The following is a 13,933-nucleotide window of genomic DNA, read 5'->3' as shown; positions in this document are numbered from 1 at the left end:
AAGGCAGAACATATGGAAAAAACAATTCTTTTCCCCAAGGCCGGAGGATTTATCCACGGAGGAGACTACAACCCGGAACAATGGCTGGATCGGCCGGACATTCTGAAGGAAGACATAAGAATGATGAAAAAAGCCGGTATTAACTGCGCTACCCTGGGCGTCTTCTCCTGGTCCTTCTACGAACCGAAAGAGGGAGAATACCACTTCGACTGGCTGCAGCATATCATGGATGACCTGTACGAGAACGGAATCTACACCATTCTCGCCACCCCATCCGGAGCCCGCCCCGCCTGGCTTGACGCCGCATATCCCGAGGTCATGCGGGTGAACCGCCAGGGCGTGCGCAACCACCACGGCCTAAGGCACAACCACTGCATGAGCTCACCGGCCTTCCGCCGCAAAACAGCGGAAATTGACCGCAGACTCGCAGAACGCTTTGGATCCCATCCCGGCCTCCTTTTATACCACATATCCAACGAACTCGGCGGAGAATGCTACTGCCCCCTGTGCGTACAGAGATTCCGTCAATACCTGGACGACACCTTTGACCACGATATTGAAAAACTGAACCACGCCTGGTGGACTGCCTTCTGGAGCCACCGCTACGACAGCTTTGACCAGATAGAACCTCCCTTTGCGGACGGAGAGGGCAGCATCATGGGCCTGAACCTGGAATGGAAACGTTTCACCACCTGGAACATGACCGATTTCCTGAAGTCAGAAATCCGCGTACTGAAGGAAATTACCCCCGACATCCCCGTAACCACCAACTTCATGACACTATATAACGGCCTTGATTACCGCAAAATGGCAAAAGAACTGGATATCATCTCCTGGGACAGCTACCCTAAATTCCACAACGACGAAGAAACCCTGTTTGACACCATGGCAGACAACGCCTTCCACCATACAATCATGCGCTCCATGAAAAAAGATAAACCCTTCATGCTGATGGAAAGCGCCCCCGGCCTGGTGAACTGGCATCCCTGCAACAAAGTCAAACGCCCCGGAATCCACAAACTGGCCTGCCTGCAGGCCGCAGCCTGCGGCTCCGACACCGTCCAATACTTCCAATGGCGCAAAGGCCGCGGCTCCTTTGAACAATACCACGGAGCGGTGGTGGACCACCTCGGTACGGACGACACCCGCATATTCCGTGAGACCGCCCAGGTCGGAGAACTCCTGAAAAAAATAGCCCCTGCAGCAGGCACCCGCGTAAAAGCCAGGACAGCCCTACTCTTTGACTGGGACAACCGCTGGGCCATCCAGGATGCAAAAGCCCTGAGCCAGCAAACCAAAGCCTATGAAGAAACCTGCATGGCAATCTGGAAAGAATTCCTGAAGCTGGGAGTGGAAATGGACATCCTCCCCTCCGATGCCGACTTTACCGACTACGATCTCCTCATTGCCCCCATGCTCTACCTCCTGCAGCCCCAAACCGCTTCCTGCCTCAAAGCCTTTGTACAACGAGGCGGCCAGCTTGTCGCCACATACTTCACCGGCTACGTGGACAAAGACCAACTCTGCTACCTGGGAGGCTTCCCCGGAGACGGCCTTTCCGACCTCTTCGGAATTATCAGCGAAGAAATAGACACCCTATACCCCTCTGACAGCAACAAAATCCGCTTCACCCCGGAGTACGCCTCCATGGAATGGCAGGTAAAAGATTACGCCGAAATCCTCCGCGTCCGCGATGCCGAAATCCTCGCCGCCTATACCTCCGACTTCTACCAGGGAACCCCCGCCGTAACCCGCAAACAATACGGAAAAGGCAAAGCCTACTACATAGCCGCCAGAACCGCCCCCGTCCAAATGCGCCCCCTCTTCACCCAAATGCTCACCGACGCAGGAATCACCCTCAAAAACCTCCCCGAGGGCGTAGAATACCACACAAGAACCGGCGAAGAAGGAAACTACTCCTTTTACCTGAACTACGCCCCCACCCCCGCTCAAATAGAAAACATATACGGCACAGACCTCCTCACAGACACCCCCCTAAACGGCTCCCTCACACTGCAAGCCCACGCAGCAGCCGTAATCCGCCTCCCCCAACAATAAACCAATCCCAAATCCGCCCCCTTCAAGTTATCTTTATATTCAAAATAAGGAACCCGTCCCCCATTCTCCCTCCCTGCCGGGTTCCTTTTCCCCTTCCCTATTTTTCATACAGCCAACTACGTATAGACAAATACATCCATCACCGGGGGCCTCCCTCCGCGCTTTTCCTTCCTCTGCGGGCGGCTGTGGGTGTGTTTTCGGAGCCATGGGAAAAAATGGTGATGTTTCTTAATGCTCCGTTCTGCCGGGAGGCTGCCGCCCTTAGCGGCTTGTCTGACGAGCCCGACTGCTTAAAGCCCTTCGCTAAAAACTTCTGGCGAGGAGTTTTGCCGCGTTGGCAGCCTCCCGACAGAACGGAACATTTAGAAACACCCCATTTTTGAGGCTGGCTCCGAAAACACACCCACAGCCGCCCCACAGAGGAAGGAAAAGACGCGGAGGGAGGCCCCCGGTGATGGATGTATTTGTCGTTTTTTCCACAACCCCTTGCACAATCCCGAAAAATATGATATACCAATTTTACATCTTTTTATGTAACATTCCCGTTACATTCTATGATTCAGGCCAGTTCGGCCGAAAATCCATTCAATGAAATTCAAAGTATTGCTTTTCGGAGGCTGTTTATATATAATGGTCTGTATAAAGTACATATCCTTTGAATTTCCCGATAAATTCAAAGGAGGTACATGCTATGCCGCAGGAAAAGGATTCTGCATTCAGACGTTTTCTGGAGAATCCGGATTGTTTTTGTGACCTGTTTAACGGAGCTCTGTTTCAGGGAGAACAGGTCCTGGAACCTTATATGCTGGAACCTGCAGCGGAAGAAAACCGGCTTCAGGTTCCGGACAGGCAAGGAAAGAAACGGACGATTAGAAGATACCGGGATGCGGTCAGAAAAGCATCCGGGCAGCTGCAGTATGCTGTTTACGGTGTGGAAGGGCAGGCGAAGAGCCATTACGCCATGCCTGTAAGAGAGATGCTCTACGATGCCATGAACTATGCAGAGCAGGTAAAACAACTGGAAATAAAGCACAGGGAACAGAAGGATTTGAAAGACAGCGCGCAGTTTCTGTCCGGAATACTTCCGGATGACAGTCTTGCCCCGGTGCTGTCCCTATGTGTTTATTATGGACTGGAACAATGGGAAGGACCGCAGGAACTCTGGGATATGCTTGCCATTCCGGATGAATTCAGGGCTATGCGGCCTTTTCTGGCAAATTATAAAATAAACCTGATACAGGCATCCGAGATGGACCCTCAAAATTTCAGGACAGACTGGCGCTTGATTTTTTCCCTGCTTTCATTGGCGGGAGACGGAGAGGGAATGAAGCGTTATATAGAAGAGCACAAAGAGGAATGCAGCCAGGTGGCAGAAGAAACCTTTGATTTCCTTTGTGAGATTTTAAAGGTCGGAAAATGGTGGCGCCGGAAACAGAAGACGAAGGAAGGAGTAGTGGATATGTGTCTTGCATTTGAACAGATTGAAAAAATGGCGGAGGAACGCGGCAGGGTAATCGGAGAAAAGCAGGGAGAGGTCCGAGGCGAAAGAATAGGGGAAAAGAGAGGGGAAAGGAGAGGAATGGTAAAAGGTGAAAATCAATTCGCAGCCTTAACCGAAAAATTGCTGACATCTTCCCGGACAGAGGATTTATTGAAGGCGACAAAAGACAGAGAATACAGGAAAAAGCTCTACAAAGAATATGGTCTATTGTGATGCTACTTTTTACGTAAGATGATAGGAAGCCTGCTGTGAAAACTATTAGTGTGCAAAACAGCAGCAAAAAAGAATGATTGTCTTTGGAAATATAAAACAAAGGGGGAAAGATCTGATATGTGTCTTGCATTTGAACAGATTGAAAAAATGGCGGAAGAACGCGGCAGGGTAATCGGAGAAAAACAGGGAGAACTCCGAGGCGAGAGAAGAGGAGAAAAAAGAGGAAAGATAAGAGGAGAAAATCAATTCGCTGCATTAACCGAAAAACTGCTGACCTCTTCCCGGACAGAGGATTTATTGAGAGCGACAAAAGACAGGGAATACAGGAAAAAGCTCTACAAAGAATACGGCCTGTTGTAAAATTCTTATTCCTTACCCCGTATTTTCTATGAAATTTTCCTGCCATAGATATCAGTCAGTTTACTATATTGCTATGCATTAGTAATATAATCCGATTTCATTTCTCCCCGGCGATTGCTACAATTTCCTTATAACAACAATCAGGAGGCAATCGCTATGAGCAAAGTAGACTGGAATTCCGTAAAAAAAGAAGTGCCGGAATGGTTCAGGGATGCTAAATTCGGCCTGTTTTTTCATTGGGGCCCCTATAGTGTACCGGCTTATCAGGATGAATGGTATTCACGGCGTATGTATGAAAAGGGAAATCCCTGTTACAGACACCATGAGGAAACATTCGGAAGCGTGCACGATTTCGGCTATAAGGATTTTTATCCCATGATGAAGGGGGAGAAATTTGATCCCGGAGAATGGGCGGCACTTGCCGTAAGAAGCGGCGCAAAATATGCGGGGCCTGTTTCAGAGCACGCGGATAATTTCTCTATGTGGGACAGCCGGGTGAATCCGGTAAACAGTGTGAATTTCGGCCCCGGAAGGGATGTATTGGGAGAATGCTTTGAGGCCTTCCGTAAAGAAGGCCTGCGCACATTGGCTACCTTCCACCATCAGTGGCTGTGGGGCTGGTTTATGTCCTCGGATGTGGAAGCGGATGTGTATCTGCCGGGCAATGAGAAATATTACGGGCCGATTGTGCCGCTGGAAGCGAATCGGGCCAATCCGCACTGCGGTCCGGACAGGAAATTCTGCGAAAACTGGAAGGAAAAGGTGTATGAGGTCATTGATAAGTATGATCCGGATGTGGTTTATTTTGACAGCCGTGCAGTCATAATTGATGAAGATATCCGTTTCTCCATACCGGATTATTTCTATAATACCAAGGGGAAAAAAGATGGGGTTATCACCTATAAAAGGGAGGATTACCCGGAAGGAACAGGGGTGTTCGATATTGAATGCGGAAGATTTACCGAGCCCCAGCCCTTCCCCTGGCAGGTGGATGATCGTCTGGAGGATCATCCCACGACATGGAGTATGGTGGAGAACCCCAAATACCGTTCCTCGGGACGTATCATCCGTCAGCTGTGCGATATCGTATCCAAAAACGGAAATCTGCTGCTGAATGTGGGACCCTATGCGGACGGCTCTTTCCACCCGGATGCGGTAAGGATACTTAATGAAGTAGGAGAATGGCTGGCGCTTAACGGGGAGGCAATTTATGGAACCACTCCTTTTACCATCGCGGCAGAAGGCCGGACTGCGGCCGGCGAAGGGAATTATGACGCAGGGAAGCTGGGACAGCAGGTGGATCTGGGAAGGGCAATTGACAGAAGCGGTTCGGATCCGTCGGAGGGAGAATTCCGTTTCACTGTGAAAAATGACGCGCTGTATGTGATTGCCATGGGCTGGCCGGAAGACGGAACGTTCCATATCCGTGCACTGGGAAATAGCGGTGTTTACGAAAGGCCTGTGGAAGCAGTAACCATGCCGGGCTGTCCCGGCAGCTTAGCCTTTACAAGAGATGCGGAAGGCCTGCACGTAACAGCGCCTGACAGGAGACCTTGCAAATCGGCATATGTCCTTAAAATTAACGGATAGTGGGACGTATAAATCTCTTATGTCCGGAAAAACCTTCTTTTAAGCATATTTTTCTGCCATCTTAATAAATTACCACAGCATATGAAGAAAATGCTATACTTATCAAAAAGGCTATTTGTTAAGATGTATATAGGAAAAAGAATTTTCACCAAAGAATTGTGCAATTGGTGGAGCGAATAATGCACGGGGAGGTTTTTTTGTGAAGGTATTAATAGTAGATGACGAGGAACTGACAAGAGAAGGGATCCGTATGAGTATCCCGTGGGAAAATCTGGGGATTACCGAAGTTTATATGGCTGAGGATGGAGAGGAGGGGCTGAAAAAGGCTCTGGAGCTTTTGCCGGATATCATTCTTGCGGATGTACGGATGCCCAGAATGGATGGAATCACCATGGCGTTTGAAATCAGGAAGTCCTGGAAGCAGTGCCGTTTTATTTTTGTAAGCGGATATTGTGATAAGGAGTACCTGAAATCCGCCATCCAATTAGCTGCGGTAAATTATATCGAAAAGCCGGTGGAGCCTTCGGAAATTGTGGACGCACTGAAGAAATCCATCCTGCAGCTTGAGGAAGAGAAAAGAAGGCTGGCAATAGAGGAAGAATACCGGACACACTTCAAAGGAGTGCTGGAGGAAATCCCCGAAGAGGATCTGGTGCCGGTATCCTGGCAGTCCTCCATGCACATGGCGGACAAGATCGAGCATTATATCCAGGAAAACTTTGCCGATATCAATCTCTCCCTCACCCAGCTGGCGGACGCGTTTGAACTGACAAAGCAGTATATGTGCTGGCTTTTTAAGAAAGAGAAGAATGAGACGATCAACCAGTGTATTATTAGGACCAGGCTGAAATGGGCCAAGGAATACATGCGCCGCAATCCCTTTGTGAAAATCAAAAATGTAGCCGCCAAAGCCGGATTTGCCGACAGCAGCTATTTTATAAAAATATATAAAAAGTATGAACAGGTGACGCCTGCCGATTATCTGAGGGAGTGCAATGAAAACAGACCTGAAGCAAAAATTTAAAAATCTCAGCCTGAAGAAAAAGCTGCTGCTGTTTTATAGCGTGCTGTTCCTTCTGCCCCTTTTGCTGATCAGTATTATTATTTATACGGAGGTTTCCCAAAGTATGCTGGAGAAGATCCAGTTCTCCGCCACGCAAGGGTATGAGCAGTCAAAATCCTATCTGGAATATAAGATCCTGGAGCTGATACAGAGAACCGATGTAGTTGTCACCAACAGCAGCCTGAAGGAAAAAATCAGGGAAGAAAAGGCATCTCTGCCGGATTCCCATGAACAGCTTGTCCGGAAGGAATTCATACGCGGCTACCTGCAAAGCGTAGAAAGCAGTACACAAAGTATAAGGATCCGGCTTTTTATTACGGACAGGTATGGGCTGATGATGGACGGGGAGCATATCCTGCCGTTATCGTCGGCGGATAATGCCCTGTGGTATCAGAAAAAAGGAACACAGAAGGTTTATTTTGCACCGGGTATTTATCTTGAGGAAGGGCATCAGGAGGGATATGTTGCCCTTGTGAGGGATATTCCGGAGGAGGATAATTACCGCAGGAGAAATTCCGTTTTACGGATGGACATCGGGATTGAGGAGCTTGTGGAGATCCTTAAGAATGCCACACCTACGGAAAATGCGGCTACCTATCTGGTAAACAGGGAGAATATTATCATTGCGGTTTCCGACAGCTCCACGCTGGAGGCATTGGGACTGTCCGGAGAATTGCCGGAGGAATTCCGGTATTCCAGGTATGCGGCGGAAAGCGAACTGGAGGAAACAAAGCTGGATCAGCGGGTGATATACTGTATGCGCAATAAAATACGCAATACAGACTGGGAAATGATAACCGTCATCCCCAAAACGGATATGATAAAAGGAATCGCAAGGCTGCAGTATATGGTGGCGGGGCTGATGCTCCTGTTCGGCCTGCTTACTATTGCAGGAGGTACCTTTATTATCTCCTGGATCGTCCGCCGTATATCCAGACTCAATGACAGCTTTAATCAGGTGAAAGCCGGGGATACCAAGGTTTATCTGCCCAATGATACCAGGGATGAAATAGGGGTGTTATATGATAACTATAACGATATGATGGCGCATACCAACCAGCTTTTGGATGAAAAATACCGTATGGGCATTCATCTGAAAAGTGCGGAGCTGAAGGCGCTTCAGTCCCAGATCAATCCTCATTTCCTCTATAATACGCTGGAAATGGTGAATTGGCTGGCTTTTGGAGGACGTATGGAGGATATCCATACGGCGGTGATTTCCCTTTCCAAGTATTACAGGCTGATTCTGAATAAAGGCCAGGATACCCTGACTCTTTCCGAGGAGCTGCAGCATGTGGGATATTATATTAAAATACAGGATATCCGTTTTCCGGGAAAGCTCACCTTTGTGGAAGAGGTGGACAGGGAGCTGCTTCCCAGTATCGTACCCAAAATCATTCTGCAGCCGCTGGTGGAAAATGCGATTCAGCATGGAATCTGGGAGAAGCCGGAAAAAAGGGGAACCATACGGATATGGGGCTATGAAGAGAGCGGAATAGCCTGTATCAAAGTGATCGATGACGGAATCGGAATGGATGCCAATACCCTGTCCCATGTGATGGACGGGAAAATCGCCAGCTCCGGCAGCAGCTACGGTGTAAAAAATGTCCATGCAAGGCTGCAGCTGATGTTCGGGGAAGCCTATGGACTTTCCTATGAGAGCCGGGAAGGTGAAGGAACCTGTGTGACGGTCCGTTTTCCCAAAACGGATAAATCCGGGCGGCCGGGAACGGCAGCGCAACGGGAAGAATAAGAAAAAGGCAGACTAAAATGTCCTTCTGCCGGTATTGCAGACTTTGCTGAGGAATGGGAATACTCCATTTCCCGGCAAGGGAATAATACCGGGGAAGGGCATTTTTTATGGAAAAGTATACCCTTTTATAATGGGATGTTATCTTCAAAATGCCTCCTCCCTTTGAAACAGTGTGTCAAAGTGCTTAAAAATATACGACACCTTCATATTTTCCTGTTTGATATGAATACATTCGGATATGCTTTCCGTAAAGCGGTTGCTACAATAAATATATGAAGAAGATACCGGTATTCAAAAAAGACAAAGTATCCAAAGAGGAGGAATGAAGTGAAAGCGAAAACAGATAAAAAGCAGGGATTTTTACAAAAGCTTGTCCGATATAAAACACTGCTTCTTATGTTGCTTCCCTCCGCAGCCCTTGTGCTTATTTTTTCCTATCTGCCCATTGGGGGACTGGTTATGGCATTTAAGCGGTTTAATTATGCGGATGGGATATTTGGAAGCCCATGGGTAGGCCTTGATAATTTCCGGTTCTTTTTTGAATCCGGAAAGGCTTTGCTGGTAACAAGAAATACGGCCCTATACAATCTTGCATTTATACTGATTAATACGGTGCTGGAAATTGCCTTTGCCGTTATTCTCAGTGAAATGGCGGGAAAATGGATGAAAAAGCTGACACAGTCCATCATTTTTCTTCCGTACTTTATTTCCTGGGTAATCGTCGGTTCCATCGCGTACAGCCTGCTTTCCTATGAAACAGGTACTCTGAACGGCGTACTGAAATCTATGGGAATCAATCCGGTGAATTTTTACGGAGAATCCGGCTGGTGGCCTCTGATTATCGTGGCCTTCTCCGCCTGGAAGGGCGTGGGCTACGGCGTAGTGGTATATCTGGCGGCCATACTGGGTGTGGATGCCTCCCAGCATGAGGCGGCGGCCATTGACGGGGCCAATATTTTTCAGAGAATCCGGTACATAACCATTCCCAGTATCACCCCTACGGTTATCACCCTGACGCTGCTGGCGCTGGGAAAGATTTTCCGGGGAAACCTGGATTTGTTCTATCAGCTGGTAGGGCAGAACGGAGCTCTTTTTGATAAAACGGATGTTATAGATACTTATGTATTCCGTATGACCATAGCGGCGACGGATGTGGGACAGACCGTGGCGATAGGTTTTTACCAGTCAGTCCTGTGCTTTATCACCATATTGATAGCTAATTGGGTGGTAAAGAAAAAAGATGAAAATTATTCGCTGTTCTGAGAAAGGTGGAAAAACGATGCGCAAAAAAATAATTTCCAGAGATGTACTGGTATTTAAGGCAGTGGGTTATCCCCTCATTTTCCTTTTTGCCGCGGTCTGCCTGATTCCCTTTCTGATTGTCATAGGTTCTTCCTTCACTGCGGAGAGCTATATCATACGGAACGGATACAGTATTCTTCCCAAAGAATGGTCCATAGAAAGCTATGCAACTATTTTCCGAAGTCCTATGGCGATTATCCGGGCATACGGAGTGACCATTTTTGTGACCACAGCGGGTACTGTGCTCAGCGTGTTCCTGAATACTATGGCAGGATATGTGCTGCAGAGAAAGGATTTCGAATGGAGAAACAAGCTGTCCTTCTTTTACTTTTTTACGACTCTGTTCAGCGGCGGCCTCATGCCCTGGTACATCATGTGCGTAAAATACCTTCACCTGAAGGACAGCATCTGGGCCATGATACTGCCGGGAATTGTTTCTGTATGGAATATTCTTCTGGTTAAGGGCTTTATGGCGGGAATCCCCTTTGAAATGACAGAGTCCGCTAAAATTGACGGCGCCGGTGACTTTTCGATTTTCCTAAGGCTCATCTGGCCGCTGTCCAAGCCGGTTATAGCCACTATCGGGCTGTTTACTGCGCTGACCTACTGGAATGACTGGTACAATTCCATGCTGTTTATCAATAATGACCATCTTTACAGCCTGCAATACCAGCTTTATAAGCTTCTCAACGATGCCAGGGTGCTGCGGCAGCTGGCGTCCGAGGCAGGTATTGTGGTGGATACGGTACCCATTGAATCCATGAAAATGGCCTTGACCGTAGTGGTAACAGGACCTATTGTCCTGCTGTATCCCTTCGTACAAAGGTATTTCATTAAGGGTTTGACGCTGGGGGCTGTTAAGGGCTGACAAAATAGTTTATGATTAAAATGGGAGGAAGTAAAGAATGAAAAACGTAAAAAAACTGACGGCGCTGCTTCTCGCCGGAATTATGTCCGTATCCATGCTGGCCGGCTGCGGCGGGGAGAAGGAGAAAACCCAGGCCGGAAGCATTGCGGCAGGAACAGAAGGGGCTGCGTCTGCGGAAGCGGGGCTCACCTATAATGGTCAGGATGTTTCCGAGCCGGTGGAGCTGGTTATGTACTATATCGGTGATAAAACAGAAGATGAGGATTTGGTCCTTGCTGAAATCAATAAAATACTGAAAGAAAAAATCAACGCTACCCTGGTGCTGAAGAACATGTCTTTCAGCGATTATTCCACAAAGTATGCGCTGACCATTGCTGGAGGAGAGAATTTTGATCTGATTTATACCTCCACCTGGGCCTATTACCAGTCGGAAGCCAATAAAGGGGCCTTTGCGGAAGTGACGGAACAGGTGCTGAATGATTATATGCCTCTGCATAAGGAGAACCAGGCGGAAGCCTCTTGGGGGCAGGCGAAGATTGGAGGAAAGGTTTATTTTGTCCCTTGCAACATGGCCAATGTTAGCGCCAATGCGATTCTGATACGCGGTGATTTACGGGAAAAATACGGTCTGGACAGACTGGAGACAGAAGAGGATCTGGAAGAATATTATACGGCGGTGTCAAATGACCCGGATTCTCAGGTTACTTATGCCTATGATGCTTCACAGAACAATGATACTTCCAAGGCAATCCTGCTTCAGGCCCAAAATGATTGGGGAAGGATGGAAGGCGCCCTGGTCAATTATGTGTCCTATCAATATACCGATGATTTTTCGGCGGATGATTTATTCTGGATGTACGGGACAGAGGAGTATCTGGAATATGCGAAGCTCATGAAGAAATGGGCGGACAGCGGTTTCTGGTCAAAGAGCGCCATTGCCAATTCCACAGATGTTAAGGAGGCCTTCCTGAATGGAACGAGTGCTTCCTATACACAGAACCTTGGCTCTGTAGGCGCAGTTGCCTCAGAAATTGAGGAGAGCCATCCGGAATGGAAACCGGAAGTATATGACCTGTTCCCCGATGCCCACCGTTTTTATGCTGCATATACCGGAGACGGTGTGGCTGTGCTTGCCAATTCCCAGAATCAGGCGCGTGCTTTCATGGCGCTGGATCTCATGAAATTTGATCCGGATTTATATTATCTCATCCGTCATGGGATTAAAGGTGTCCACTATGATGTAACGGATGACGGAATGTGGAAGCCCGGCCCGGATATGAGCAAAAACAACTATGGAAACGGATTTTCCTGGGGCTTTAAGAATTCCATGTACGATATGACGAGAGAAGGTACCTTTAAGGACCAGTACGAAATAGGTGAAGTATGGAAGGCGAAAGCGATTGAAGGCCCTACTACCGCATTCTCTTTTGATGACAGCAACGTAAAAAATGAGCTTGCCAATCTTCAGAGTGTTTACACCCAATATGCACCGCTGCTGGATCTCGGATTAGTGGATGATGTGGAAAAGACGCTGGCTGATTTCAACAAGCAGGCCGAAGCTGCCGGACTCCAGAAAATCCTGGATGAAGCGAAAGCGCAGGTTGCCGCTTTTCTTGAAAACAGCAAATAATCAGCAAGGATTATAAGGATGCACACAAATGCGGGATCGTATTTGTGTGCATTTCCTTTTATAATCGGAATCAACAGTCAAAAAGCCTTTTGACATAAGCAGCTTCTGCATGGATAATAGAGGAAAACAGGACAGGAGAGAAAAAAGATGAAGCTCGAAACAAATGACGTTTCCCATTTGGAATGGATGTCCGAGGAAGCGGACAAGGAAAATAAATATGAAAAGCCGTGGGAAAACGGCAGCCTGCGAGTGACAAAAAACGGCCGTTATTTCTGCTGCGGAGATACTCCTTTTTTCTGGATGGGGGATACTGCATGGCTTTTATTCCACCAGCTTACTTCCCGGGAGGCTTATTGCTATCTGCGAGGCCGCAAAGAGCTGGGCTATAATGTGATTCTGGCGGACTTCCTACATACTCCGGAACAGGTAAACCTGGCGGGGGAAAGAGCTTTGGAGGAAGGGGATTTCTCACGGATAAAGAAAGACGGCGGCTTCTGGAAACACGTGGATCAGGTGATAAAGATGGCTGAGGAGCTGGGGCTTTATATGGGGCTGCTTCCTGTATGGGGCAGCAGTATTGTGGCCGGCGGGAGCCTGAATGACGGAAATCTGGACGGCTATCTGGATTTTATCCTGGATCGTTATCATGACGCGCCCAACCTGATCTGGATCGTGGGCGGAGATGTGAGAGGGGATGTGAACCCCGGACTTTTCTGCCGGATGGGAAGGCGGATGAAGGAAGATCGGCCCGATCGCCTGGTGGGCTACCATCCTTTTGGAAGAACCAGCTCTTCCCTGTGGTTCCATGAGGAGGACTGGCTGGATTTCAATCTTTTTCAGTCCGGTCACCGCAGATATGACCAGACGGAGCTTGGCGCGTGGGATGATAACAGCGAAAAGGAAGGCTGTTTCGGAGAGGACTGCTGGAGGTATGTGAAAAGGGATTATGAAAAACTGCCTGTGAAACCTGTCCTGGATGGGGAGCCCTCATATGAATGGGTGGTTCAGGGGCTTCATGACCTTACCCAGCCTTACTGGAAGGCAGCGGATGTGCGCCGGTATGCTTACTGGGATGTGTTCGCGGGAGCCGCGGGGCATACCTACGGACATAATTCCATCATGCAGTTTTACCGGGATCTGTCGCAGAAAGGCGCATTCGGCGCCAAATATCTGTGGTCGGATGCCATTCACCATCCGGGCGGAGCCCAGATGATCCATCTGAAGAGACTGATGGAGTCGGTGGATTATGGAAACGGAAGGCCCGCTCAGGAATTGCTTCTCATGGAAGAGGGATTGAAATATGATTATGTGAGTGTATTTGCAGGAGAGAACTTCCTTTTTGCCTATACCTGTACAGGGAGAGTCATCCGCCTGTCCTTAACGAACTTTAAAGGAAAAATAAAGAGCGCCTATTGGATGGATCCTGTGACCGGAATGCAGACTTTTATCTGCGAAGTGACCGGAAAGGAAGAAGCAGTATTCCTGCCTCCCGAACGGGAGGACGGAAGTGACAGTGTATTGGTGATCCGATAGGAAGCTGTCATATCTTTTTCAGCCGGTTCTATGATACAATCAGGATACAATTCCGCCGTATA

General features: G+C 48.4%; 10 protein-coding genes. All 10 read left to right on the top strand.

Features of this window, described 5'->3' with window-relative positions; genetic code table 11:
- Positions 1–12 precede the first annotated feature (12 nt).
- The 10 genes from BLA28_RS26940 (at position 13) to BLA28_RS26895 (ending at position 13,871) form a co-directional block, all read left to right on the top strand.
- Positions 13–2,058 carry a beta-galactosidase gene (locus BLA28_RS26940; protein WP_069157115.1) on the top strand — a complete coding sequence of 682 codons (2,046 nt, stop codon included), beginning with the start codon at positions 13–15 and terminating at the stop codon, positions 2,056–2,058.
- A gap of 691 nt (positions 2,059–2,749) precedes the next feature.
- The gene (locus BLA28_RS26935; RefSeq protein ID WP_069157116.1) at positions 2,750–3,772 is read left to right on the top strand and encodes a hypothetical protein; all 1,023 of its coding nucleotides are present in this window, start codon (positions 2,750–2,752) and stop codon (positions 3,770–3,772) included.
- A 117-nt stretch (positions 3,773–3,889) separates the two neighbouring features.
- Complete coding sequence (locus BLA28_RS26930; protein WP_069157117.1) at positions 3,890–4,132, top strand: hypothetical protein; 243 nt, start codon at positions 3,890–3,892, stop codon at positions 4,130–4,132.
- A 114-nt stretch (positions 4,133–4,246) separates the two neighbouring features.
- Positions 4,247–5,722 (top strand): alpha-L-fucosidase, encoded by a 1,476-nt coding sequence (locus BLA28_RS26925; RefSeq protein ID WP_278336231.1) that lies wholly within the window; start codon positions 4,247–4,249, stop codon positions 5,720–5,722.
- A gap of 199 nt (positions 5,723–5,921) precedes the next feature.
- On the top strand, positions 5,922–6,746 hold the full coding sequence (locus tag BLA28_RS26920) for a response regulator transcription factor (RefSeq protein ID WP_069157119.1): 825 nt from the start codon (positions 5,922–5,924) through the stop codon (positions 6,744–6,746).
- Positions 6,718–8,538, top strand: a complete 1,821-nt coding sequence (locus BLA28_RS26915) for a cache domain-containing sensor histidine kinase (protein WP_069157120.1) — start codon at positions 6,718–6,720, stop codon at positions 8,536–8,538. The genes BLA28_RS26920 and BLA28_RS26915 overlap by 29 nt, the downstream gene beginning before the upstream one ends.
- Positions 8,539–8,865: 327 nt before the next feature.
- On the top strand, positions 8,866–9,801 hold the full coding sequence (locus tag BLA28_RS26910) for an ABC transporter permease (protein WP_069157121.1): 936 nt from the start codon (positions 8,866–8,868) through the stop codon (positions 9,799–9,801).
- A 16-nt stretch (positions 9,802–9,817) separates the two neighbouring features.
- On the top strand, positions 9,818–10,708 hold the full coding sequence (locus tag BLA28_RS26905) for a carbohydrate ABC transporter permease (protein WP_009253382.1): 891 nt from the start codon (positions 9,818–9,820) through the stop codon (positions 10,706–10,708).
- Positions 10,709–10,745: 37 nt separating this feature from the next.
- Positions 10,746–12,338 (top strand): ABC transporter substrate-binding protein, encoded by a 1,593-nt coding sequence (locus tag BLA28_RS26900; RefSeq protein WP_069157122.1) that lies wholly within the window; start codon positions 10,746–10,748, stop codon positions 12,336–12,338.
- 147 nt (positions 12,339–12,485) lie between these two features.
- Positions 12,486–13,871, top strand: a complete 1,386-nt coding sequence (locus BLA28_RS26895) for an apiosidase-like domain-containing protein (protein WP_081329964.1) — start codon at positions 12,486–12,488, stop codon at positions 13,869–13,871.
- The last annotated feature ends 62 nt before the right edge of the window (positions 13,872–13,933 follow it).

Source organism: Eisenbergiella tayi, assembly GCF_001881565.1.
Taxonomy (GTDB): domain Bacteria; phylum Bacillota; class Clostridia; order Lachnospirales; family Lachnospiraceae; genus Eisenbergiella; species Eisenbergiella tayi.
This window is presented reverse-complemented; position numbering and strand designations above follow the sequence as displayed.

Bases quoted from the DNA above. Each gene is read 5' to 3' on its own strand.
- BLA28_RS26905 (WP_009253382.1), top strand. From the start codon at position 9,818: ATGCGCAAAAAAATAATTTCCAGAGATGTACTGGTATTTAAGGCAGTG.
- BLA28_RS26930 (WP_069157117.1), top strand. From the start codon at position 3,890: ATGTGTCTTGCATTTGAACAGATTGAAAAAATGGCGGAAGAACGCGGC.
- BLA28_RS26900 (WP_069157122.1), top strand. From the start codon at position 10,746: ATGAAAAACGTAAAAAAACTGACGGCGCTGCTTCTCGCCGGAATTATG.
- BLA28_RS26895 (WP_081329964.1), top strand. From the start codon at position 12,486: ATGAAGCTCGAAACAAATGACGTTTCCCATTTGGAATGGATGTCCGAG.
- BLA28_RS26940 (WP_069157115.1), top strand. From the start codon at position 13: ATGGAAAAAACAATTCTTTTCCCCAAGGCCGGAGGATTTATCCACGGA.
- BLA28_RS26915 (WP_069157120.1), top strand. From the start codon at position 6,718: ATGAAAACAGACCTGAAGCAAAAATTTAAAAATCTCAGCCTGAAGAAA.
- BLA28_RS26935 (WP_069157116.1), top strand. From the start codon at position 2,750: ATGCCGCAGGAAAAGGATTCTGCATTCAGACGTTTTCTGGAGAATCCG.